Origin of the sequence: Streptomyces sp. MNU89 (genome assembly GCF_020982505.1) — a bacterium.
GTDB classification, from domain to species: Bacteria; Actinomycetota; Actinomycetes; order Streptomycetales; family Streptomycetaceae; genus Streptomyces; species Streptomyces xinghaiensis.
This window is the reverse complement of the sequence record NZ_JAJKLL010000001.1, coordinates 5,230,407-5,254,132: the sequence shown is the minus strand read 5'-3', so window position 1 is coordinate 5,254,132 and position 23,726 is coordinate 5,230,407. Positions and strand designations below refer to the sequence as shown.

Sequence of the window (23,726 nt, the reverse complement as noted above, 5' to 3'; positions counted from 1 at the left end):
CCGTCACCGCCGCGAACTAGGGTGGGGCCGCAAGCGGGACGAGGCCAATCCGGGCCGACAAGGGGGGTCATGATGACCGAAGCAAGCCATGAGCGCGTGCCGGACCGCAACCGCAGGCGGTTCCCGGGGATCTCCTCGCGTGCCTACGAGCATCCCGCCGACCGGTCCGCGCTGGTCGCGCTCCGCAAGCTGAGCGGTTTCGACACCGTCTTCAAGGCGCTCAGCGGGCTGCTGCCCGAGCGGTCGCTGCGCCTGCTCTTCCTGTCCGATTCGGTGCGGGTGAGCGACCAGCAGTTCGCGCATCTGCACACCATGCTGCTGGACGCCTGCGACATCCTGGACCTGGAGAAGGTCCCGGCGATGTACGTGCAGCAGAACCCGCAGCCCAACGCCATGTGCATCGGCCTCGACGAGCCGATCATCGTGGTGAGCACGGGCCTCGTGGAACTGCTGGACGAGGAGGAGATGCGGGCGGTCGTCGGCCACGAGGTGGGCCACGCGCTGTCCGGGCACTCCGTCTACCGGACCATCCTGCTCTTCCTCACCGGGCTCGCCCTCAAGGTCGCCTGGATCCCGCTGGGCAATGTGGCGATCATGGCGATCGTGACGGCGCTGCGCGAGTGGTTCCGCAAGTCGGAGCTGTCGGCGGACCGGGCCGGGCTGCTCGTCGGGCAGGACCTGGAGGCGTCGATGCGGGGCCTGATGAAGATAGCCGGCGGCAACCATCTGCACGAGATGAACGTGGACGCCTTCCTCGCCCAGGCCGAGGAGTACGAGGCCGGCGGCGATCTGCGGGACTCCGTGCTGAAGATCATGAACGTGCTGCCGCGCAGCCACCCGTTCACCACGGTCCGCGCCGCCGAACTGAGGAAGTGGGCGCGCAGCCGCGACTACCAGCGGCTCATGGACGGCCACTACCCGCGCCGGGACGAGGACAAGGACACTTCGGTGACCGACTCCATCAAGGAGTCCGCGAGCCACTACGCCGACACGGTGCGCACCAGCAAGGACCCGCTCATGGGCCTGGTGCGGGACATCGCGGGGGGCGCGGGCGACCTGGGCGGCAGGCTGCGGGAGAAGTTCACCGGCGCGGCGAACGGCGGCGGCACGGGCGGCGGCAGCGGTGCGGGCGGTGCCGGCGGCAGCGGTTCCACGCCGTCCGGAAGCAGCTAGCGGGATCCGCGGGGGAGGTCCGGCTGGGCCTCGTCCGCGAGGACGCCGCAGACCGCGGAGGTGGACCGGCCCGGGGCGAACGGGTCGGTCTCGGCCGGGCCGCCCTTGTCCGCCCGCTCCCCGGCGAGCAGCGGCCGCAGATAGCGGGCCGTGTCCGCGGAGCAGCTCATCGGGCCCGCGTGCACCTGGCTCTGTACCACTTCGATCCGGTGGTCGCGCAGATCGCCGCGGTCGAATCGGAAGCGCGTCTCGCGGCGCACGGTGAAGAGGGAGGCGCGCTCGTCCCCGCCGCCGCTCTCCCCCGCCCGCCCGGTGTCCGCCGGGCGGAGCGCGTAGACGAAGGTGTGGTCGCCGGTGACCTGCAGCTGGTCCGGGCCGGCCTCGGTGACGGCGAGGCTGCCCCGTACCCGTACCCCCGGGTCGGCCAGCGCCACCTCCGCGGGGTCGAAGCGAACCAGCCATCCGGATGCGGTGTGCCGCCCGTCGTCGGCCGGATCCTCCATGCTGCGGTCGAACTGCTCCTGCTGCAGGGGGTCCACCAGCAACCGCACCGGGCGTACCGTGCCGCCGGTGAGCACCTCCGGATCGAGGGAGGACCGGACGATGTACTCCTTGGCCGCGTCCAGCGCGGCTAGCACCTGACTGTCGGTGAAGCTTCCGGTGCGCCGGGCGACGGGCAGCGAAACGCCGTCGGCGCCCACCTTGAAACCCGCCGCCGGGCTGTTCTCGAAGAGCCTGTCCGGCGCCGCCCCGGGCACACTGCCGCGCGGGGCCAGCGGGAGGACCGCGCTCCGCAGGGGGTCGGGATCGTGCTCCGTGGCCGCCGGATAGGGGCTGCGCACCCCGAGATAGACGGCCGTGGAGAAGGCCAGGGTGATCAGGACGACCAGCAGGATCACCTGCCGGTGCCCCCGGCGGTGGCCCCAGGGGCTGCGGTCGCGGACCGCCGGAGCCCGGTCGGTGAGCCGTTCCTGCGCGGAGAACTCCTGAAGCCGGGCAGCGCGGATGAACGATTCGTCGAAGACGACGGATCGGTAGTCGTCGTCGCCACCGCCCGGGACGCCCTCGGGTGTCCCCTCAGGTGGGTCTCCAGGACCGGCCATACCAACAGAGTAGGTCGGAAGGGCCCCTGGTAAACGCGGAGGTCCGGAGCGAATTCCGGACGGCCTGATGGGCCACCCGGGTGAGGCCCGCCCTCAGCGCCGGGCCGCCGGGGCGGTGGGCTCCGGAATGCCCGCGGAGACGGGCGGCAGTCCGCCCGGCGGGCCGCCGAGTCCGCCGATCCGGTCGCCGTCCACCCCGGTGGTCGCGGGCGGCGGTGCGGGGTCCTGACGGGCGCCGGACTCCCCGCGGTAGACCGCAGCGAAGGCGAGCGCCACCATGCCGACGCCCATCACCACGGCGAGCACCCAGGCCACCGGCCGGTGCCAGCGGATCCGTCCCCGGTAGGGGCGCAGGGCGCCGCCGTAGGGACCGTAGGGGTCGTGCGGGTCGTGCTCCCCGCCGTCGGCCTCGTACCAGGGGTCTCCCGCGTCGCGTTCCGTGCGGCCGACGCCGTAGAGCTCGTACAGCTCCTCGTCGGTGGTGGGGACCCCGGGCCGGGAACGGCGGGCCGCCTCGGCCTCCGCCCGCGCCTGGGCGGCGGCCAGCATCCGCTCGACGGCGGTGGGTTCGTGTACCGGTGCCGACCGGATGAAGTCCTCGTCGAACGCCACGGTGGCGAACTCCTCGTCCGCTGCCCCGTGGTGGTGGCTGTCGGGCTCGTCACCGTCCGGGAACGGCCTGCCCCCCACATCGTCCGGCACCCGTCCAGGTTAGCCCCGGACCGGCCGGTTTGGGCAGGGAGAGCTGAAAATCAGCCCGGCGCACCGGTGGTGCGCCGGGCCCGCGCGGGGGTCAGCAGGACGGGCGTCCGCCACCCCGGACATGGCCGTCACCGGTGACGATGTACTTGGTGGAGGTCAGCTCCGGCAGGCCCATCGGGCCGCGGGCGTGCAGCTTCTGGGTGGAGATGCCGATCTCCGCGCCGAAGCCGAACTGGCCGCCGTCGGTGAAGCGGGTGGAGGCGTTGACGGCGACCGTGGTGGAGTCCACCAACCGGGTGAACCGGCGGGCGGCGGCCTGCGAGGTGGTGACGATCGCCTCGGTGTGGCCGGAGGACCAGAGCCGGATGTGGGCGACGGCCGCGTCCAGCGAGTCCACGACCCCGGCGGCGATGTCGTAGGAGAGGTACTCGGTCTCCCAGTCCTCGGTGGTGGCCTCGACCACGGTCGCTCCGGTGTCCGCGCGCCCGGCGATCTCCCGCACCCGCTCGTCGGCGTGCACGGTGACCCCGGCCTCCGCCAGCGCCGCCAGGGCCCGCGGCAGGAACTCCTCGGCGATGTCCTGGTGGACGAGGACGGTCTCGGCGGCGTTGCAGACGCTGGGCCGCTGCGCCTTGGAGTTGACCAGGATCTCCACGGCCATGTCGAGATCGGTCTCGGCGTCGATGTAGACGTGGCAGTTGCCCGTGCCGGTCTCGATGACGGGCACCGTGGACTCCTCCACGACCGTCCGGATGAGCGAGGCGCCCCCGCGCGGGATCAGCACGTCGACCATGCCCCGGGCGCGCATCAGCTCGCGTACCGACTCACGGCTGTCGCCGGGCACGAGCTGCACGGCGTCGGCGGGCAGACCGGCACCGCCGACGGCGTCCCGCACCACGGTGACCAGGGCCTTGTTCGAGGCGGACGCGGAGGAGGAGCCGCGGAGCAGCACCGCGTTGCCCGACTTCAGGCAGAGCGCGGCGGCGTCCACGGTGACGTTCGGCCGGGCCTCGTAGATGATGCCGACCACGCCGAGGGGGACCCGCACCTGGCGCAGGTCGAGGCCGTTGGGGAGCGTCGAGCCGCGGACGACCTCGCCGACCGGGTCGGGAAGGGCCGTCATGGCCCGGACGTCGGAGGCGATCGCGCGGATCCGCTCGGGGGTCAGGCTGAGCCGGTCGACGATCGCCTCGCTGGTGCCGGCGGCCCGGGCCCGCTCCACGTCCTCCGCGTTGGCCTCGACGATCTCCTTGGTGCGCACTTCCAGGGCGTCGGCGATCGCCCGCAGCACGTCGTCCTTGACCGACCGGGGCAGCGGGGCGATCTCGGTGGCCGCGGCACGGGCGCGGTAGGCGGCCCGGAGGACCGGGGACTGCGGCATCGGATCGGCGAGGGGCGAAGGGAAGACGCTCATGGGCCCAGGGTACTGAGCCGGGCCCGCGTTCCCCCGCGCATTCCGCAGCGCGAGACGGCCGGTCCCCCGGTCCGGGGACCGGCCGCACACGGGGCCGGTGGCGGACCGCCGGGTCTCCCCCAGCGCCGCGCCTTGCCCGGACCGCTGGTCGGCGCCACCGGAGCGGCGCCGGCCGGCGTCAGAACGGATGGACGCCGACCGGGGAGACGGGTGGCGGGCCGTAGCCCTCGGTGACGCGCTGGTGGTAGGTCTCCCGGTCCACGACCTCCAGGCCGACGATCTCCCACGGCGGCAGCCCGGCCGTCGAGCGGTGCTCGCCCCAGAGCCGCAGGGCGACCGCCGCCGCGTCGTGCAGGTCCCGCGCCTCCTCCCAGTACCGGATCTCGGCGTGGTCGGCGGCGTAGCGGCCGGTCAGCAGGAAGGGGTGGTCGTGGGCGAGCTGCTCCAGTCCTCTGCGGACCTCCGCCGGCGGGGTCCGCGCGCCGGAGACGCTGAGGGTGATGTGCCACAGCCGGGACGGCTCGCGCTCGCCCGCACCCGGACCGTCCTCCCGCGGTCCGGTCCCGGCACCGGGCGCGGCCGGGACGACGGAGACGGGCGGGCGTGAGGTGCGGTCGCGGCCCCCGCCGGTGCCGGCCGGAGCCCTCCGCTCCGCCGTGACCCGGCGCAGCGCCTCCAGGCGCCCTCGTCTCACCGGCGGCCTCCTGTTCCGATGCGGCGCTCCGCGTCCCCGCGGGCGGGCCGTGTGCTGCTGCCGGGCCGCCTCCCTTCCGCGGAGCACGGCACCCGGGACGCCGCCCCGGCGTCCGTACCAAGAGTTGACCAGTCCGCGGGCGGCCGTGCGGGGTTTTCGGAAAAGGTCCCGGGTGAAAAGGGCGGAGTCCGGCCGTTCCGCCGCGGGGGTCCGCGGCAGGGAGTCGGCGGCGGGGGATGTCCGCTAGCGGAGCAGGACGAGGTCGTCGCGGTGGACGACCTCCCGCTCGTACGCCGGCCCCAGCTCCCGAGCGAGGTCGCGCGTGGAGCGGCCGATGAGCCGCGGGATCTCCTTGGCGTCGAAGCTGACCAGCCCGCGGGCGACGGGGGTCCCGGCGGTGTCGCGGAGCTCGACCGGGTCCCCGGCGCTGAAGTCGCCCTCCACGGCGGCGATTCCGGCCGGCAGCAGGGAGCTGTGCCGTTCGACCACGGCCCGTACGGCACCGTCGTCCAGGGTCAGGGCGCCGAGCGGTGTCGAGGCGTGGGCGAGCCACAGCAGCCGGCCGGCCGAGCGCCGCCCGGTGCGGTGGAAGTACGTGCCGACGGGGCGGGCGGCGAGCGCGTCGGCCGCCCGGCTGGCGGAGGTGAGCACCACCGGGATGCCCGCGGCCGCGGCGATCCGGGCCGCCTCGACCTTGGTGACCATGCCGCCGGTGCCGACCCCGGCCTTGCCGGCGCTGCCGATGGAGACCCCGTCCAGGTCCTTCGCCCCCCGGACCTCGGCGATGCGGCTGGTGCCCGGGGTGCTGGGGTCGCCGTCGTAGAGGGCGTCGACGTCCGAGAGCAGCAGCAACAGATCTGCGCGGACGAGATGGGCGACGAGGGCGGCGAGCCGGTCGTTGTCGCCGAAGCGGATCTCGTCCGTGGCCACCGTGTCGTTCTCGTTGACGACCGGGAGGGCGCCCATGGCCAGGAGTTGGTCGAGGGTGCGGTAGGCGTTGCGGTAGTGGGCCCGGCGGCTGGTGTCGTCGGAGGTGAGCAGCACCTGGCCGACGCGGATGCCGTAGCGGGCGAAGGAGGCGGTGTAACGGGCCATCAGCAGGCCCTGGCCGACACTGGCCGCCGCCTGCTGGCGGGCCAGGTCACGGGGCCGGCGCCGCAGGCCGAGCGGGGAGAGACCGGCGGCGATGGCTCCGGACGAGACGAGCACGATCTCCTTCGCGCCGTTGCCGCGCGAGGTGACCAGGGTGTCGACGAGGGCGTCCACGCGGTCGGCGTCGAGTCCGCCCGCGGAGGTCGTCAGCGAGGAGGAGCCGACCTTCACCACGATCCTCCGGGCCGAGGTGACCTCGTCCCGGTCCGCTGCCGATCCCGCTGCCCCTGACACCGCGCTGCTTCCTTCTCTCTCACCGGCCGGCCCACCGCGGCCGGCCGGGCCGGACCGGTCGGCCGGATGATCGAACCGCTGTCTTCCCGAGAATCTACGCCAGGTCACCGGGCGTCCGCCGGGCCGTCCGCCTCGCGGGACGGACGGCCGGGCGCACGGCCCTCGCGGGGACGGTCCCGCCGCCGGCCGCGCCCGGCAGCCCTCGCTCCGGCTCCGCGGCCGGCTGCCCGTCGGCTCCGGAACGTTATGAAACGGTCATGGGGGATCAGGCCGTCGGTCACCCCGGTGACACCCGTCACGTGAAATTGTCATAGGGGCGGCGCACGTCATACGGTCAGTGGTTGTCCTCCGTGGCAGCCCGCGTTCAGCCCGCGGCGCGTGCACCGGACCCATGCGGTCACCCTCCGTCCACTCCCCCGCCAGGAGCTCAGCTCGTGCCCTCTGCCGGACCAGCCACCCGACGTGCTGTGCAGCTCTCAGCACTCTTCGCGATGTTCGCGGCCTATACGGGCCAGCTCGCGGGTGCCCTGCTGCCCCATGTGCCGATCTTCATCATCGCCTCGGCAGGGGGGCTCGCCCTCGACCTGTATCTCCAGCTGCGGCAGCCGGGGCTGCTGTCACTGCTGAGCAAGGTCCGCTTCGACGTCACCGTCCGGCAGCTGCTGCGGGACATGCTGATCGTGCTGGGGCTCCTCCGGATGGAGGACATCAACCCGATCGCGGAGCACTCCCCGCTCACCATCGGGCTGCTGGCCTTCTACATGACGCACTTCGCGTGCCAGGCCACCGCGGTGCTGGTGCGCCGCAGCCGGACGCTGCCGATCGTCACCCGGAACATCGACACCTCGGCCCTGCGGCTCTCCCCCGCGCCGCCGCGCATCCTGTCCCGCCGCCCGGGCCACCGGCTGCTGGCCTTCTCGGTGCCGGTCACCGCCGGCCTGCTGGCCACCGTGGTCACCCGGGACGCCCTCTGGGGCGGGGTCGGACTCTCCCTGGCCCTTGCCGTCGCCATCGCCGGCACCCTGTACCTCGCGGGCTGGCTGCTGCCGGCCAAGCGCTCGGCGACCGAGGCGCAGGTCCTGAAGTGGCTGAACCACTGGCTCGCGGACTACCGGCCCACGGTCGGCATGTACTTCTCCGGCGGCACCACCTCGGCCTACCAGGCCAACATGTGGCTCTCGACGCTGCCGCAGCTCGACGGGAAGCCGGTCATCGTGCTCCGCGAGCGCTTCATGGTGCAGAAGATCGACGCCACGGACGTGCCGATCGTCTGCATTCCGAAGGTCGCGCATCTGATGCATCTGGAGCACTCGACGCTCAAGATGATGCTGCACCCGGCCAACTCCGGTAAGACCTCGCAGGTCCTGCGCATCCCCTCGATCAAGCACGCGTTCATCAACCACGGCGAGAGCGACAAGCTCTCCAGCTGCAACCCCTACGCCAAGGCGTACGACGAGGTGTGGGTGGCCGGCCCGGCCGCCCGCGAGCGCTACCAGCTCGCCGACATCGGCGTCGACGACCGGGACGTGGTGGAGGTCGGGCGCCCGCAGCTGTCGCCGATCCGCCCGTACGGCGGGCCCCCGGCCGACGACGGGCTCACCACCGTCCTCTATGCCCCCACCTGGGAGGGCTGGACCAACGACCCGGGCAACACCTCGGTGATCCTCGCCGGTGAGAACATCGTCCGCCGGCTGCTGGCCGACCCCGGCGTGCGGCTGCTCTACAAGCCCCATCCCATGACCGGGTCCGTCGACCCGCGCGCCGCCCGTGCCAACGAGCGCATCCAGGCGATGATCACCGACGCGAACTCCCGGCGCGGCGGCCCGCGGCCGGGCCCGGAAGCCGCCGCCGAGCTGCGCCGCCGCACCGTCGAACTGGACCGGCTGACCAGCACGCACTTCCGTCCCGACGCCGACGAGGCCGAGCGGATGATGATCCAGTCGACGCCCGACACCGACCGCGCCGCGGCCGTGACGGCGGCGACGGCCGCCTGGGAGCGCGCGTACTGGGCGTCCTTCCCGGAGTGGGAGCACCAGATCATCACCGGCCCCCGGCCCGCCATCTACACCTGCTTCAACCAGGCCGATCTGCTGATCAGCGATGTGTCGAGCGTGGTCTCCGACTACCTGACCAGCGAGAAGCCCTATGCCGTGGCCAACACCAGCGGGCTGAGCGAGAAGGAGTTCCGCGCCGGCTTCCCGACCGTACGGGCGGCGGCGATCCTCAGCCCGGACGCCGACGGCCTCCCGGAGCTGCTGGAGGCCGTGCGGAATCCGGAGAAGGACACCCTTGCGGCGGCCCGTGCCGAGCTGAAGACGTATCTCCTCGGCCCGTCGGACCCGCCGTCCCTGGCCCGCTTCAACGAGGCCGTGGTCGCCCTGTGCGCGAAGGCCGACGAACGGCGCGCCCGGATGGCCGCCCGCGCGTCCTCCGACGTGCCCACGCAGCGCGAGGGCGCGGAGGAGACGGCGGCCGAGCTGGCGTCCGAGGAGATCGAGCTGGAGCCGACCGGGACCCGGGAGCCGGCGGGCACGGCCGACCCGGCCGACGCTCCGGAGGGCAGCGACTCGGTCAACGTCTGACCGGCACCGGCACCGGGCCCGCAGCCCGCGCGCCGTACCACCGCACAGGGGCGGGGCCCCGGAGGACAGCCTCCGGGGCCCTGCCCCCTTCCGCGCCCGCCGCCGGGCGCTCAGCCCGTGCCGGTCTCCGGGTGCCGGGCACACCAGCCGGCCCAGGCCGACTCCACCATCTCCCGCACCCCGTACCGGGCCGACCAGCCGAGCTCCTTGCCGATCAGCTCCGCCGAGGCGACCACCCGCGCCGGGTCGCCGGGCCGCCGCTCCCGTACCTCGGGCCGTGCGTCCAGGCCGGTGACCGAGCCGATGATCTCGATCATCTCGGTCACCGAAACCCCTTCACCGCGGCCGATGTTGAGCACCAGGGAGGTCTCCGGGTCGGCGGCCAGCCGCCGCACCGCCGCCACATGCGCGTCGGCCACGTCCTCGACATGGATGTAGTCCCGGACGCAGGTGCCGTCGGGCGTGGGGTAGTCGTCGCCGAAGACGAGCGGCGGCCGCCCCTCGGACAGCCGCTCGAAGACCATGGGGACGAGGTTGAAGACGCCCGCGTCGCTCAGCTCCGGCGAGGCCGCGCCGGCCACGTTGAAGTAGCGCAGGGAGACCGTCGCCATGCCGTGCGCCCGCCCGGCCGCGGCCACCAGCCACTCGCCGGCGAGCTTGGTCTCGCCGTACGGGCTCATGGGCAGGCAGGGTGTGGCCTCGGTGACGAGATCGGTCTCCGGCATGCCGTAGACGGCGGCCGAGGAGGAGAAGAGGAAACGGCTCACCCCGGCCTCGGCGGCCGCCTGGAGGACGGTCCGCAGCCCTTCGACGTTCTCCCGGTAGTAGAGCAGCGGCTTCTCCACCGACTCGCCCACCTGCTTCCTGGCGGCGATGTGGACGACGCCCGTCACGCAGTGCTCGCGCAGGACACGGTCCAGCAGCCCGCGGTCGAGGACCGAGCCCCGCTCCAGGGGGACCCCGGCGGGCAGCCGCGCGGCCTCCCCGGTGCTCAGATCGTCGAGCACCACGGCGCGTTCACCGCTGCCGGCCAGTGCCTGTACTACATGGGAGCCGATGTATCCGGCACCGCCTGTGATCAACCACGTCATGGCGCCACCCTATGCCGTGCCGGGCGGCGGCAGGATGCCTCCCGGCGCGCGAGGGCCCCGCACGCCCCGGTGTGCGGGGCGGGCGGGGCCCGTGTGGCGGCAGGGGCCGGAGACGCCGGGGCGGGCGCCGGCCGGCGGCCCGGTCAGGAGAAGGGGTCGAACCCCCGGTACTCCGCGTCGGCCTCGTCCCGCTCCGCGTCACGGTCCCGACGGCGTACGGCGGCCGGGCGCGGCGCCTCCAGGCGGTGGTCCTCACCGCGGCGGCCGAGCATCTCGGCGCCCGCGGCCATGCTCGGTTCCCAGTCGAAGACGACCGCGTCGTCCTCCGGGCCGATCGCGACGCCGTCGCCCGCCCGGGCACCCGCCTTGACCAGCGCGTCCTCCACGCCGAGGCGGTTGAGCCGGTCCGCGAGGTAGCCGACGGCCTCGTCGTTGCTGAAGTCCGTCTGCCGCACCCACCGTTCGGGCTTCTCGCCCCGCACCCGGTACAGGTCGTCCGCCTCCCGGGTGACGGTGAAGCCCGCGTCGTCCACGGCCTTCGGGCGGATGACGATCCGGGTCGCCTCCTGCTGGGGCTTGGCGGCGCGCGCCTTCGCCACGATCTCGGCCAGCGCGAAGGAGAGCTCCTTGAGACCGGTGTGGGCCACGGCCGACGCCTCGAAGACCCGGTAGCCGCGGGACTCCAGATCGGGCCGGACCATCTCGGCGAGGTCCTTGCCGTCCGGCACGTCGATCTTGTTGAGGACGACGATCCGCGGCCGGTCGTCCAGGCCGCCGTAGCTCCGCAGCTCCTCCTCGATGGTGTCGAGGTCGGAGAGCGGGTCCCGTTCGGACTCCAGGGTGGCGGTGTCCAGGACGTGCACCAGCACCGAGCAGCGCTCGACATGGCGCAGGAACTCCAGGCCCAGCCCTCGGCCCTGGCTGGCGCCCGGGATCAGCCCGGGGACGTCCGCGACGGTGTAGACGGTCGAACCGGCCGTCACCACACCCAGGTTGGGCACCAGAGTGGTGAAAGGGTAGTCGGCGATCTTCGGCTTGGCGGCGGAGAGCACCGAGATCAGCGAGGACTTGCCGGCGCTCGGGTAGCCGACCAGCGCCACATCGGCGACGGTCTTGAGCTCCAGGACGATGTCCCCGGTGTGCCCCGGCTCGCCGAGCAGCGCGAAGCCGGGCGCCTTGCGGCGGGCCGAGGCCAGCGCGGCGTTGCCGAGACCGCCGCGGCCGCCCTGCGCGGCGACGTAGGAGGTGCCCTGGCCGACGAGGTCGGCGAGCACCCGGCCCTGCTTGTCGAGGACGACGGTGCCGTCCGGGACCGGCAGCACCAGATCCTGGCCGTCCTTGCCGGAGCGGTTGCCGCCCTCGCCCGGCTTGCCGTTGCCGGCCTTGCGGTGCGGGCTGTGGTGGTAGTCGAGAAGCGTGGTGACGGACTGGTCGACGACCAGGGTCACATCGCCGCCCCGGCCGCCGTTGCCCCCGTCGGGGCCGCCGAGCGGCTTGAACTTCTCACGGTGGACGGAGGCGCAGCCGTGGCCTCCGCTACCCGCGGCGACATGCAGTTCGACGCGGTCCACGAAGGTGGTCATACGGGTGCCTCCTGCTGTGTTACCGGCCTTCCGGCCTGGTGACGGGGTTGTCCTGCGGTACTGCCGGTCCTGCTGCCGCGCCCCCGCGCCGGGCGGGACCTTCCGCCCGGCCGAGGGGGTACGGCCGGTTCAACGCGCCGAGGGCGGACCGGCTTCCCGCCGCGAGCGTGCGCTGCGCAACGGGAAGGGCGGCCCGCCCTCGGTGCTGTGTCTTCGCGTCCGGGCTGATTACTCGGCGACCGGGACGATGTTCACGACCTTGCGGCCGCGGCTGGTGCCGAACTGCACCGCACCGGCGGCGAGGGCGAACAGCGTGTCGTCGCCGCCGCGGCCGACGCCGTTGCCCGGGTGGAAGTGGGTGCCGCGCTGGCGGACCAGGATCTCACCGGCGTTGACGACCTGACCGCCGAAGCGCTTCACGCCGAGCCGCTGGGCATTGGAGTCGCGCCCGTTCCGGGTGGACGATGCGCCCTTCTTGTGTGCCATGTGTTCTCAGTCCCTTACTTCGCAGCCGCGGGGATGTCGGTGATCTTCAGCGCCGTGTACTGCTGGCGGTGGCCCTGGCGCCGGCGGTAACCGGTCTTGTTCTTGTACCGCAGGATGTCGATCTTGGCGCCCTTGTGGTGGTCCACGATCTCGCCCTGGACCTTGATGCCCGCGAGGACCCACGGGTCGCTGGTGACGGCGTCGCCGTCGACCACGAGCAGGGTCGAGAGCTCGACCGTGTCGCCGACCTTGCCGGTGGAAATCTTGTCAACCTCAACGATGTCGCCGACAGCAACCTTGTGCTGGCGACCACCGCTGCGCACGATGGCGTACACGCGGATCTCACTCTCTGCTCGAACGGGACCCCTGATGCCAGCCGCTCACGCGGAAGCCGGATCTCCGAAGGATCCGTACCCGCGGTTTCCGGAAGGACGAGCGGCCTCCCCCGGCGGACCGGGAGGGATGTGCTCAAGGGGTTGGCGTACACACGCCGACGGTCAAGATTACGGGGCCTTGACACGCCGGTCAAACCGGCCCTGACCGTACCCGGGCCGTACGGTCCGGGGCCTCCCGGGGACGCCCCGGCCGTGCGGACGGCGGCGTGCGACAGCGGCACGATACGCCGGCCCCGCACGGCCCCGGGCCGGCGCTCCGCCCTCCGGAGAGGGGGCGCACCGGCCCGGCGCACACACGGGCCCGTGGGACCCGTCCCGGCTACGACTCGTCGGCCGAGGCCGCGGCCGGGGCGGAGGACTGCTCCGCCGCCTTCTGCGCCGTCTTCCGGGTGGCGGCCTTCTTCGCCGTGGCCTTCTTGGCCGCCGCCTTCTTCGCCGTGCCCGGCTCCTTCTTGGCAGCCGTCTTCTTGGCGGCGGTCTTCTTGGCCGCGGCCTTCTTCGCCGTCACCTTCTTGGCCGCGGCGCGCTTTGCCGCCTTCTTCGCCGGGGCGGGCTCGGTGGCCGCGGTCTCCGCGGCCTCCGGCGCCCCGGGCTCCGTTACCCCGGCCACGACCGGCTCACCGGCGGACACGACCACCACGGCCTTCTCCTCCGGCTCCTCGGTGCCCTTCGGCAGGCCCGCGGGAGCCGAGGCCTTGCGGACCGCCCGGCGGCGGGTACGGGCCGGGGGCGCCACCGCCTCGGCGGGCGCGGGCTCCGGCGCGGTCCCGGCGGCCGGCTCCGCCACCGTTTCCGCCACCGTTTCGGGCCGTTCCTCGGGCTCGGCCGGGGCGACCACCACGACCGCCTCCTCGGCGGCCGCCTTCGGGGGACCCGCCGGGGCGGACGCCTTGCGGACCGCCCGGCGCCGGCCGCGGCCGACCCGGGAGGCCGCGGCCTCCGCCTCGGCCGCGCTGCTGTACAGATCCTCGTCCGGGCTGAACGCGGGCTCCGGCAGCGCCACCGGCTCGGCGGCCTCCGCGGCCACCTCGGCCGGGGACTCCGGGGAGGCCACCGCGGCGACCGCGGCCTCGCCCCCGGCGCCGATGTCCGAGGGCTCGGGCGCGTGGATGTGCGGCTCCGCCGCGGCCGCGCCGCCCTTGCCCTTCTTCTTCCGCTTGCCACCGCCGCCGGGCGCCGACGGCTGCTCCATGTGCACGATGACGCCGCGCCCGTTGCAGTGGACACAGGTCTCAGAGAACGACTCCAGCAGCCCCTGGCCGACCCGCTTGCGGGTCATCTGCACCAGGCCCAGCGAGGTGACCTCGGCCACCTGGTGCTTCGTCCGGTCGCGGCCCAGGCACTCCAGCAGCCGGCGCAGCACCAGGTCCCGGTTGGACTCCAGCACCATGTCGATGAAGTCGATCACGATGATGCCGCCGAGGTCGCGCAGCCGCAGCTGGCGCACGATCTCCTCGGCGGCCTCCAGGTTGTTCCTGGTGACCGTCTCCTCCAGGTTGCCGCCCTGGCCGGTGAACTTGCCGGTGTTGACGTCGACGACGACCATCGCCTCGGTCCGGTCGATCACCAGCGAGCCGCCGCTGGGCAGCCAGACCTTGCGGTCCAGCGCCTTCATCAGCTGCTCGTCGATCCGGTACGTGGCGAAGACGTCGACGTCCGACGTCCACTTCTGCAGCCGGTCGGTGAGGTCCGGGGCGACGTGCGAGACATAGCCCTGGATGGTCTCCCAGGCGCCGTCACCGCTGACGATGACCTTGGAGAAGTCCTCGTTGAAGATGTCGCGGACGACGCGGACGGTCATGTCCGGCTCACCGTAGAGGAGGGTGGGGGCGCCGCCGCCCTTGGCCTTCTTCTGGATCTCGGCCCACTGCTGCTGCAGCCGCTCGACGTCCCGCGCCAGCTCCTGCTCGGACGCGCCCTCGGCCGCGGTGCGCACGATGACGCCCGCGTCCTCGGGGACGATCTTCTTCAGGATCTGCTTCAGCCGGGACCGCTCGGTGTCCGGCAGCTTGCGGCTGATGCCGGTCATCGAGCCCTCGGGCACGTAGACCAGGTAGCGGCCGGGCAGCGAGACCTGGCTGGTGAGCCGGGCGCCCTTGTGGCCGATCGGGTCCTTGGTGACCTGCACCAGCACGGACTGGCCGGACTTGAGCGCGGTCTCGATCCGGCGCGGGCCGCCGGACATGCCGAGCGCGTCGAAGTTGACCTCACCGGCGTACAGCACGGCGTTGCGGCCCTTGCCGATGTCGACGAAGGCGGCCTCCATGGACGGCAGCACGTTCTGGACCTTGCCCAGGTAGACGTTGCCGACGTAGCTGGTGGCCTGCTCCTTGTTGACGAAGTGCTCGACGAGGACGCCGTCCTCCAGCACGCCGATCTGGGTGCGCTCACCGCTCTGGCGGACGACCATCACCCGCTCGACGGCCTCGCGCCGGGCCAGGAACTCGGCCTCGGTGATGATCGGCACCCGGCGGCGGCCCTGCTCGCGGCCCTCGCGGCGGCGCTGCTTCTTGGCCTCCATCCGGGTCGAGCCCTTGATGGACTGCACCTCGTCGAAGCCCGTGCCGGGCTCGTCCTTCTTGCGCGGCTCACGGATCTTGACGACCGTGCGCTCCGGGTCGTCCTGGGAGGCGTCGACCGGGTGGTCGCCCGCGTCCCCGCTGCGCCGGCGGCGACGGCGACGGCGACGGCTGCTGCTGGTGCCGCCCGCGCCGCCGTGGTCCTCCTCCTGCTCGTCGTGCTCCCCGCGCTCGTCCTGCTCCTCGGTACCGGCCGCGGCGCGCTCCCGGTCCCGCTCGGCGGCGGGCTCCCCGGCGTCCTCGGCAGCGGCGCCCTCGGGGCCCTCCTCGCCGGTCTCCCCGGCCTCGCCGTTCCCCTCGCCCTCGCCCCGGCGGCGGCGACGGCCACCCCGGCGGCGACGGCGGGACGGGCGCTCGCCGGACTCCTCCTCACCGGCCTGCGGCTCGGCGGCGGCCTCCGGCTGCTGCTCCTCCTCGGCGGCGGCCCCGGTCCCGGCCTCGGGACCGGTGTCCTCCGCGGCACCGGCCCGGCGGCGGCGACGGCGGGGGCCGCCGGTGGCCGCGGCGGGCTGCCGCTCCTCCGCTTCCGCGGCCCCGGGCTCCTCGGCCTCGGCGGCGGCCGCGGCCGCGGCGCGCTCCGGGGTCTGGAACATGGGCTCGGTGAAGACCGGCGCCTGGAACACGGCCGTCGGCGGCCGGACGGCCCGGCGGCGGGTGCGGCCGGACGGCTCGGGCTCGGGCTCGGGCTCGGGCTCCGCGGCGGGCGCCGTGAACGCGGCACGCCCCTCGGCACCGGCTCCCGCTCCCGTCTCCGTCCCGGCTTCCGCGGCGGGCTGCCGGCGCTCGGCCCGGCGGCGCGAACGGGCGGGCTGCCCCTCGGCGGCGGAGCCCTCCGCCTGCTCCGCCTCCCCGGGGGCCGCCGCGGTCTCACCACGGGACGGTACGGCGGCGTCGTCGGCCACCGGGGCGAGCTCGGGAGCGGCCAGGCCGGTCTCGCTCCGGCGCGCGGAACGGCGGCGGGTGCGGCCTCTCGGCGCCTCCACCGCGTCGGCCACGGTCACCGAGCCCTCGGTCAGCGGCTGCGGCGGGGCCTCCGCCGGTGCGGCCGCCTCGGGAGCACCGCCCTGGGCGGCCTCGGTCCCCTCGGCCGCGGCGGCCACCTCGGCCGGAGCACCGGCGGGGCCGTGGCCTTGCGGACGGCGCGGCGGCGGGTGCGGCGCGGTGCCTCCTCACCGGGCGCGGCGGACGCGGTCTCGTCGGCGGGGGCCACGGCCGGAGTCTGGTCGCCCACGACCGTGGGCTCGGCCAGGTCGCCGTCACCGGTGACCGTGGGGCACCGGCCGGGGCGGTCGCCTTGCGGACGGCGCGGCGGCGGGTCCGGGTGCGGGGAGCGGCCTCCGCCTCGGCGGCCGGCTCGGCCTCGGGTGCGGCCGCGGCGGCTTCGGCGGGCTCCGCCGCCGGGGTGCCGCCGGAGAGTTCGTCGTCCTCCGCGGCGACCGCTTCCGCGACGGCTTCCTCCTGGGCGGCGGCGATCTCCTCGGCCGTCTCCCCGGCCTCCTCCGCCTCCTCCGCGTCCGGTGTCACGGCTTCCGGTGTCACGGCCTCCGGCTCCTCGGCCGCCCTCGGCGCTCCGGCCGGGGCCGTGGCCTTGCGGGCCGCGCGCCGCCGGCGCGGCGGGGCGGCGGGCTCGGGAGCCGCCTCCGCGGCGGCCTCCTGCTCCGAGAGGGCGGAGAGTGCCGCCGGGGCGGCGGGCGCGGAGTCCGCGACCACCGTCGTGGCCTCGACCGGCTCCGCGGCCGGTGCTTCGGCGCCCGGAGCGGAGGGCGGACCCGCCGGCCGGGAGGCCGCACGGCGCCGCCGCCGCGGAGGCAGGGTGTCGCTGGGGCTGTTGTTCTCCGGGGTGTCCCCGGCGGCGCTGTCGCGCGCCGCCTCACGGGGCTCCATGGACTGGGGCATGCGGGCGTTTCTCCCGTCACGCTCCCGGGCGCCGGGCCGGTGTCCGGTCGCGGCCCGCGTGATGTGCGCGGTTCCGCGGTCCGGGGCCTGGGCGCCGCACGGGAGCTGTCGTCTCACTCGCCGGTCCGTGGGGACGGACCGGCGAAAGCTTCTGTGTCAACGCGTCGCCGGACCCGGGTGGCTCCCTGGTGCGTCGGCGGCGCTTCGACGGCCGTCCTTACGCGGTACCCACCTGCGCTGCTCCGCCGAACGGCGGTGCCTCCGTCGTGGCGGTCGGTACGGCGGCCGTGGGTGGGGCGGCCGTGACAGCCTCGCGGTCGGGCACGAGCGGGTCGGTCACCGTGCCGGACTCCTCATCGAGCGGCCCCTGCGCCAGCCTGGTCACCGCTGCGGGGACCGGCGGCGCCAGGTCGGCCGCAGCTCGGAGGCCGGACAGGACGTCGTCGGGTCGTACGGCGGGTGTCGAATGCCGTACTACCAGGCGCAGTATCGCACAGGCCGTGTCGCCCGGCCCATCAGCCGGTGATTCCCCGGCCTCCAGCCGTACGACGGCGGCGCGTGCGTCGAAGGTGCGCATCCCGTTCTTGGTGCGCCGCTCGACCTCCACCGACTCGGCGGCGAGGAAGGCGGCGACGGCCCGGCGGGCCTCCTCGGGGCCCACCCCGGGAAGCCTCAGCTCCCACTCGGAGGCCTGCAGCCGGTCGGCCAGACCGGAGGTCCGGGCCTCGACCGCGTCGATGACGTCCAGACCGGCGGGCAGCGACGCGTCGAGCAGCGCCCCGAGCCTCTCCGGATCGCGGTGCTCGGTGAGGGCGATCTCCAGGAACTCGGCCTCACTGCCCGTGCCGGTGGGTGCGGCATTGGCGTAGGACACCTTGGGGTGCGGGGTGAAGCCCGCCGAGTACGCCATCGGTACCCCGGCACGCCGCAGTGCTCGTTCGAAAGCGCGCTGGAAGTCGCGGTGGCTGGTGAACCGGAGGCGGCCCCGCTTGGTGTAGCGCAGACGGATGCGCTGCGCCACCGGTGCGGGCGGGGGGCCTTCGGGCTGTCGCTTGCCCAGGGTCGCTCAGTCCTTCGTGAGTCACGGTCGTCCTCTTCCCAGGGTACGTGTGACGGGCACCGAGGGTTCCCGCAGGGGCACACCGGCGGGTGCGGCGGCGGGAGGACGGGCCCGCGCGAAGGCCCTCCGTTCCCGGTGTCCCGGGTCCGGAGGGCCTGGTGCGCGCGGCGGCCGGAGCCTCGCCGGGGGGCGGCCGGCCAACGTGTCCGGCTACTTGACGACCGTGAGCGGCAGCAGCTTCTTCCCGGTCGGGCCGATCTGGATGGCGGTGTCCATCTGGGGGCAGACACCGCAGTCGAAGCACGGCGTCCAGCGGCAGTCCTCGACCTCGGTCTCGTCGAGCGCGTCCTGCCAGTCCTCCCAGAGCCAGTCCTTGTCCAGGCCGGAGTCCAGGTGGTCCCAGGGCAGGACCTCCTCGTAGGACCGCTCGCGGGTGGTGTACCAGTCGACGTCCACGCCCTGCGGCGGGAGCGTCTTCCCGGCGCACTCCATCCAGCGGTCGTAGGAGAAGTACTCACGCCAGCCGTCGAAGCGGCCACCGTCCTCGTAGACGGCGCGGATGACGGCGCCGACCCGCCGGTCGCCGCGGGAGAGGAGGCCCTCGACGATGCCGGGCTTGCCGTCGTGGTAGCGGAAGCCGATGGAGCGGCCGTACTTCTTGTTGCCGCGGATCTTGTCGCGGAGCTTGGTCAGCCGGGCGTCGGTCTCCTCCGCGGAGAGCTGCGGTGCCCACTGGAAGGGGGTGTGCGGCTTGGGAACGAAACCGCCGATGGAGACGGTGCAGCGGATGTCGTTGCTGCCGGAGACCTCCCGGCCCTTGGCGATGACGTTCACCGCCATGTCGCCGATCTGGAGGACGTCCTCGTCGGTCTCGGTGGGCAGGCCGCACATGAAGTACAGCTTCACCTGCCGCCAGCCGTTGCCGTAGGCGGTGGCGACCGTGCGGATCAGGTCCTCCTCCGAGACCATCTTGTTGATGACCTTGCGGATGCGCTCGGAGCCGCCCTCGGGGGCGAAGGTGAGTCCGGAGCGGCGGCCGTTGCGGGTGAGCTCGTTGGCCAGGTCGATGTTGAAGGCGTCGACCCGGGTGGAGGGCAGGGAGAGACCGACCTTGTCCTCTTCGTAGCGGTCGGCGAGGCCCTTGGCGATGTCCCCGATCTCGCTGTGGTCGGCCGAGGAGAGGGAGAGCAGGCCGACCTCCTCGAAGCCGGTGTTCTTGAGGCCCTTCTCCACCATGTCGCCGATGCCGGTGATGCTCCGCTCCCGCACCGGGCGGGTGATCATGCCCGCCTGGCAGAAGCGGCAGCCGCGGGTGCAGCCGCGGAAGATCTCCACGGACATCCGCTCGTGCACGGTCTCGGCCAGCGGGACCAGCGGCTGCTTGGGGTACGGCCACTCGTCGAGGTCCATGACGGTGTGCTTGGACACCCGCCACGGCACTCCGGAGGCGTTGGGCACGACGCGGGCGATCCGGCCGTCCGGCAGGTACTCGACGTCGTAGAAGCGGGGGACGTACACCCCGCCGGTCCTGGCCAGCCGGAGGAGCAGTTCCTCGCGGCCGCCGGGCCGGCCCTCCGCCTTCCAGGCCCGGATGGTCTCGGTGATGGTGAGCACGGCCTGCTCGCCGTCGCCGATGACCGCGCAGTCGATGAACTCCGCGATCGGCTCGGGGTTGAAGGCGGCGTGGCCGCCGGCCAGGACAACTGGGTCGTCCTCGGTCCGGTCGGCGGCCGACAGCGGGATGCCGGCCAGGTCCAGGGCGGCCAGCATGTTGGTGTAGCCGAGCTCCGTGGAGAAGCTGAGGCCGAAGACGTCGAACGCCTTCACCGGGCGGTGCGCGTCCACGGTGAACTGTGGGACCCCGTTCTCCCGCATCAGCTTCTCGAGGTCGGGCCAGACGCTGTAGGTGCGTTCGGCGAGGACGCCCTCGCGCTCGTTGAGCACCTCGTAGAGGATCATGACGCCCTGGTTGGGCAGTCCGATCTCATAGGCGTCCGGGTACATGAGCGCCCAGCGGACGTCACAGGCATCCCAGTCCTTGACGGTGGAGTTGAGCTCTCCGCCGACGTACTGGATGGGCTTCTGAACATGCGGGAGAAGCGCTTCCAGGCGTGGGAAGACCGACTCGACAGGCATCGCGATGTCTCTCATGAGCGGATAGGGGGACCATCCAGCGTACCGCCCGTTCCGTACGGGCCGGACGCGCCGGCCGGGCGGACGGGAACGGGGGCGGCGGCGCGGACGGGTCTCAGGCCGAGAGAGGGCGCTGCACCTTGATGGACTGGAGAAGGCCGACCGCGATCCAGACCGCGAACATCGAGGTGCCGCCGTAGGACACGAAGGGCAGCGGCAGGCCGGCGACCGGCATGATGCCCAGGGTCATCCCGATGTTCTCGAAGGACTGGAAGGCGAACCAGGCGATGATGCCGGCGGCGACGATCGTGCCGTACAGCTCGGTGGTGTCCCGGGCGATGCGGCAGGCGCGCCAGAGGATGACCCCGATCAGCAGGATGATGAGCCCGGCCCCGAGGAAGCCGAGCTCCTCGCCGGCCACGGTGAAGATGAAGTCGGTCTGCTGCTCCGGCACGAACTGGCCGGTGGTCTGGGTGCCGTTGAAGAGCCCGGTGCCGTAGAGGCCGCCGGAGCCGATGGCGATCCGGGCCTGGTTGGTGTTGTAGCCGACACCGGCCGGGTCGAGCTCGGGGTTGGCGAAGGCGGCGAACCGGTTGATCTGGTATTCGTCGAGCACGCCGAGCTGCCAGACGAGGACGGCACCGACGGCGCCGGTGCCCATCAGCCCGAAGACCCAGCGGTTGGAGGCGCCGGAGGCGAGCAGCACGCCGAGCACTATCACCGCCATGACCATCACGGAGCCGAGGTCCGGCATCAGCATGATGACGGCCATCGGCAGGGCCGCGAGCGCGAGGGCCTGGACGACGGTCCGGTGATCGGGGTGGATCCGGTCGCCCGCGTCCACCCGCGCGGCCAGCAGCATGGCCATGCCGAGGATGATGGTGACCTTGGTGAACTCGGACGGCTGGAGGGAGAAGCCCCCGATGTCGAGCCAGGCGTGCGCGCCGTTGATGGTGGTGCCCAGCGGTGTCAGCACGAGGGCGACCAGCAGCACGGAGAGCCCGTAGAGGATCGGCACCGCGCCGCGCAGGGTGCGGTGGCCGAGCCAGACGGTGCCCACCATGAGGGCGAGTCCGATACCGACGTTCACGGTGTGGCGCACCAGGAAGTCGTACGGGTCGCCGTTGTTGAGCTCGGTGCGGTTGCGGGTGGCCGACCACACCAGCAGCGAGCCGAGGCCGGAGAGCATCAGCGCGGCCAGCAGCATGGGCCAGTCGAGGCGGCGGAGTATCGAGTCGCGCGCGGTGAGCCGGCCCCAGGCGCCCTGCTGGGGGGTGTAGCGGCTGACGGAGAAGCCGAAGCCGTGTGCGGTCACTCGCCGTCCCTCCGTCCGGCCTCGGGCAGCGGGGCCGCCTTGATCGAACCGTCCTCGCGGATCTCGGGCAGGTTCTTCTGGGGCTTGGGCAGCAGCGCCTTCTTCTTGTTGATGCCGCCCTTCTCGTCGATGCCGTAGAGCGCGTTGTAGATGTTGCGCACCGCGGGGCCGGAGGCGCCGGAGCCGGTACCGCCCTGGGAGATCGTCATGACGATCGCGTAGTCCTCGGTGTACGTGGCGAACCAGGAGGTCGTCTGCTTGCCGTAGACCTCCGCGGTACCGGTCTTGGCGTGCATCGGGATCTTGTCCTGCGGCCAGCCGCCGAACCGCCAGGCGGCGGTGCCCCGGGTGGCGACGCCCTCGAGCGCCTTGTCGATCTGCCGCATCGTCTTCTTGCTGACCGGCAGCTTGCCGCGCGCCTCGGGCTCGATCTCCTCGATCTCCTTGCCGTCGGGGCTCACGATCGCCTTGCCGACGGTCGGGGTGTGGAGGGTCCCCCCGTTGCTGAGGGCCGCGTAGACGGACGCCATCTGGACGGGGGTGACGAGGGTGTCGCCCTGGCCGATGGAGTAGTTCACCGAGTCATAGGCGTGCAGCTTCATGCCCCCCAGGCAGTTCTCCCGGGAGAGCACGGTGACGTAGTCCTTCTTCTTGGGCCACTGCTTGGCGCGCTCGCACCAGTTCTCCTTGTTGGCCTTCCAGAAGTCCTTCTTCCACTGCCGGTCGGGGACGCGGCCGCTGACCTCGTTGGGGAGGTCGATGCCGGTCTTCTCGCCGAGCCCGAACTGGTGGGCGGTCTCGTAGAACCAGTCCTTGGCGTTCTTCTTCGGCTTGAGGCCGCCGTCCTTGCGCCACTCCTGGTGGGAGAGGCGGTAGAAGACGGTGTCGCAGGAGACCTCCAGCGCCCGGCCGAGGTCGATCATGCCGTGGTCCTGCGACTCGAAGTTCTTGAAGACCTGGTTGCCGATGCTGTACGAGCTGGTGCAGGCGTAGTTGCCGTTGAAGTCGTAGCCGGCCTTGACCGCGGCGGCGGTCGGGATGACCTTGAAGATCGAGCCGGGGGCGGCCTGGCCCTGGATCGCCCGGTTGAGCAGCGGGTAGTTGGACTTCTTGTTGGTCATCTTGGCGTAGTCCCTGCCGGAGATGCCGCCGACCCAGGCGTTGGGGTCGTAGTCCGGGTTGGAGGCCATGGCGACCACCCGGCCGGTCTTGGCCTCCATCACGACGACGGCGCCCGCGTCCGCTTCGTAGTTGCGGTTGGTGTTGCGGTCGTGCTGCTTGCGGGCTTCCTTCATGGCCTGGTGCAGTTCCTTCTCGGCGAGCGCCTGCACCCGGGCGTCGATGCTCGTGATCACGTTGTGCCCGGCCACGGCCGGGTCGCGCTCGGTCATGCCCATCACCCGGCCGAGCTTGTCCACCTCGTAGCGGGTGACACCGGCCTTGCCGCGCAGCCACTTGTCGTAGGACCGTTCCAGGCCGGAGCGGCCGACCTGGTCGGAGCGGAGGAAGGGCGAGTCGGTGTCCTCGGCCTCCTTGATCTCCTCGTCGGTGACCGGCGACAGATAGCCGAGGACCTGCGCGGTGCCGGCGCCGGCGGGCGCGGCGTAGCGGCGTACGGCGGTGGGTTCGGCGGTGATGCCGGGGAAGTCCTCGGCGCGCTCGCGGATCGTCAGCGCCTGCTGGGCCGTGGCCTCGTCGGTGATCGGGATGGGCTGGTAGGGGGAGCCGTTCCAGCAGGGCTGCTTGGTCTCGGCGTCACAGAGACGGACCTTCTCCAGGACCTCCTGGGGCTCCATGCCGAGCACCCCGGCGAGCCGGGTCAGCACGGCCTCGCCGTCGTCCCTCATCTTCAGCAGTTCGGTGCGGCTGGCGGAGACGACGAGACGGGTCTCGTTGTCGGCGAGCGGCACGCCGCGGGCGTCGAGGATGGAGCCGCGGACGGCCGGCTTGACGACCTGCTGGACGTGGTTGCCCGCGGCCTCGGCCGTGTACTCGTCGCCGTTGCGGATCTGGATGAACCAGAGCCGCCCGGCGAGGGTGGCGAGGAGGGAGAAGACCAGTATCTGGATGGCGATGAGCCGGATGGTGACACGGGAGGTCCGCCCGGTCTCCGGGATATTGCTCACTGCGCTGC

Annotated in this window: 15 protein-coding genes and 1 pseudogene; 2 read left to right on the top strand and 14 right to left on the bottom strand. The window is 73.1% G+C overall.

Annotated features, from left to right (window positions below):
- The first annotated feature begins 72 nt into the window (after positions 1 to 72).
- Positions 73 to 1,173, top strand: a complete 1,101-nt coding sequence (locus E4N63_RS22370) for a M48 family metallopeptidase (protein WP_230242597.1) — start codon at positions 73 to 75, stop codon at positions 1,171 to 1,173.
- On the opposite strand, the gene E4N63_RS22365 is transcribed toward E4N63_RS22370, so the two are convergent.
- The 5 genes from E4N63_RS22365 to proB all read right to left on the bottom strand — a co-directional run bounded on the left by E4N63_RS22365 (position 1,170) and on the right by proB (position 6,472).
- On the bottom strand, positions 1,170 to 2,276 hold the full coding sequence (locus E4N63_RS22365; protein WP_230241550.1) for a hypothetical protein: 1,107 nt from the start codon (positions 2,274 to 2,276) through the stop codon (positions 1,170 to 1,172). The genes E4N63_RS22370 and E4N63_RS22365 overlap by 4 nt on opposite strands.
- Before the next feature lie 93 nt (positions 2,277 to 2,369).
- Positions 2,370 to 2,978, bottom strand: a complete 609-nt coding sequence (locus tag E4N63_RS22360; protein WP_185831066.1) for a hypothetical protein — start codon at positions 2,976 to 2,978, stop codon at positions 2,370 to 2,372.
- A gap of 91 nt (positions 2,979 to 3,069) precedes the next feature.
- Positions 3,070 to 4,392 (bottom strand): glutamate-5-semialdehyde dehydrogenase, encoded by a 1,323-nt coding sequence (locus E4N63_RS22355; RefSeq protein ID WP_185831067.1) that lies wholly within the window; start codon positions 4,390 to 4,392, stop codon positions 3,070 to 3,072.
- 178 nt (positions 4,393 to 4,570) lie between these two features.
- Positions 4,571 to 5,086, bottom strand: coding sequence for a hypothetical protein (locus E4N63_RS22350; protein ID WP_125621852.1), 516 nt, complete (start codon positions 5,084 to 5,086; stop codon positions 4,571 to 4,573).
- Between the two features lie 243 nt (positions 5,087 to 5,329).
- Positions 5,330 to 6,472 carry a glutamate 5-kinase gene (proB, locus tag E4N63_RS22345; RefSeq protein WP_125621854.1) on the bottom strand — a complete coding sequence of 381 codons (1,143 nt, stop codon included), beginning with the start codon at positions 6,470 to 6,472 and terminating at the stop codon, positions 5,330 to 5,332.
- Positions 6,473 to 6,906: 434 nt separating this feature from the next.
- Between proB and E4N63_RS22340 the strand changes: the two genes are divergently transcribed.
- A complete protein-coding gene (locus tag E4N63_RS22340) occupies positions 6,907 to 9,054 on the top strand; it encodes a hypothetical protein (protein ID WP_230241549.1) in 2,148 nt (715 codons plus the stop codon).
- 110 nt (positions 9,055 to 9,164) lie between these two features.
- Here E4N63_RS22340 and galE read toward each other — a convergent pair whose 3' ends face one another.
- The 9 genes and pseudogenes from galE to mrdA form a co-directional block, all read right to left on the bottom strand.
- Complete coding sequence (gene galE / locus E4N63_RS22335) at positions 9,165 to 10,145, bottom strand: UDP-glucose 4-epimerase GalE (protein ID WP_230241548.1); 981 nt, start codon at positions 10,143 to 10,145, stop codon at positions 9,165 to 9,167.
- Positions 10,146 to 10,288: 143 nt separating this feature from the next.
- A complete protein-coding gene (obgE, locus tag E4N63_RS22330) occupies positions 10,289 to 11,728 on the bottom strand; it encodes a GTPase ObgE (RefSeq protein WP_125621860.1) in 1,440 nt (479 codons plus the stop codon).
- A gap of 228 nt (positions 11,729 to 11,956) precedes the next feature.
- Positions 11,957 to 12,214 (bottom strand): 50S ribosomal protein L27, encoded by a 258-nt coding sequence (gene rpmA, locus E4N63_RS22325; RefSeq protein ID WP_019709074.1) that lies wholly within the window; start codon positions 12,212 to 12,214, stop codon positions 11,957 to 11,959.
- 14 nt (positions 12,215 to 12,228) lie between these two features.
- Positions 12,229 to 12,549: a 50S ribosomal protein L21 gene (rplU, locus tag E4N63_RS22320; protein ID WP_019709073.1), complete on the bottom strand. Its 321-nt coding sequence runs from the start codon at positions 12,547 to 12,549 to the stop codon at positions 12,229 to 12,231.
- A gap of 379 nt (positions 12,550 to 12,928) precedes the next feature.
- A pseudogene (locus tag E4N63_RS22315) lies at positions 12,929 to 17,084 on the bottom strand (Rne/Rng family ribonuclease).
- A gap of 217 nt (positions 17,085 to 17,301) precedes the next feature.
- Complete coding sequence (locus E4N63_RS22310; protein ID WP_125621862.1) at positions 17,302 to 18,105, bottom strand: TIGR03936 family radical SAM-associated protein; 804 nt, start codon at positions 18,103 to 18,105, stop codon at positions 17,302 to 17,304.
- Between the two features lie 249 nt (positions 18,106 to 18,354).
- On the bottom strand, positions 18,355 to 20,280 hold the full coding sequence (locus tag E4N63_RS22305; protein WP_125621957.1) for a TIGR03960 family B12-binding radical SAM protein: 1,926 nt from the start codon (positions 20,278 to 20,280) through the stop codon (positions 18,355 to 18,357).
- 112 nt (positions 20,281 to 20,392) lie between these two features.
- Complete coding sequence (gene rodA / locus E4N63_RS22300) at positions 20,393 to 21,592, bottom strand: rod shape-determining protein RodA (RefSeq protein ID WP_125621864.1); 1,200 nt, start codon at positions 21,590 to 21,592, stop codon at positions 20,393 to 20,395.
- A complete protein-coding gene (mrdA, locus tag E4N63_RS22295; RefSeq protein ID WP_125621866.1) occupies positions 21,589 to 23,718 on the bottom strand; it encodes a penicillin-binding protein 2 in 2,130 nt (709 codons plus the stop codon). Before mrdA ends, rodA begins: the two co-directional genes overlap by 4 nt.
- Positions 23,719 to 23,726: the final 8 nt, after the last annotated feature.

Excerpts from the sequence above, each read along its gene's own strand:
- E4N63_RS22370 (WP_230242597.1), top strand. The coding sequence starts at position 73 with ATGACCGAAGCAAGCCATGAGCGCGTGCCGGACCGCAACCGCAGGCGG.
- E4N63_RS22365 (WP_230241550.1), bottom strand. The coding sequence starts at position 2,276 with ATGGCCGGTCCTGGAGACCCACCTGAGGGGACACCCGAGGGCGTCCCG.
- E4N63_RS22355 (WP_185831067.1), bottom strand. The coding sequence starts at position 4,392 with ATGAGCGTCTTCCCTTCGCCCCTCGCCGATCCGATGCCGCAGTCCCCG.
- galE (WP_230241548.1), bottom strand. The coding sequence starts at position 10,145 with ATGACGTGGTTGATCACAGGCGGTGCCGGATACATCGGCTCCCATGTA.
- obgE (WP_125621860.1), bottom strand. The coding sequence starts at position 11,728 with ATGACCACCTTCGTGGACCGCGTCGAACTGCATGTCGCCGCGGGTAGC.
- rpmA (WP_019709074.1), bottom strand. The coding sequence starts at position 12,214 with ATGGCACACAAGAAGGGCGCATCGTCCACCCGGAACGGGCGCGACTCC.
- E4N63_RS22305 (WP_125621957.1), bottom strand. The coding sequence starts at position 20,280 with ATGCCTGTCGAGTCGGTCTTCCCACGCCTGGAAGCGCTTCTCCCGCAT.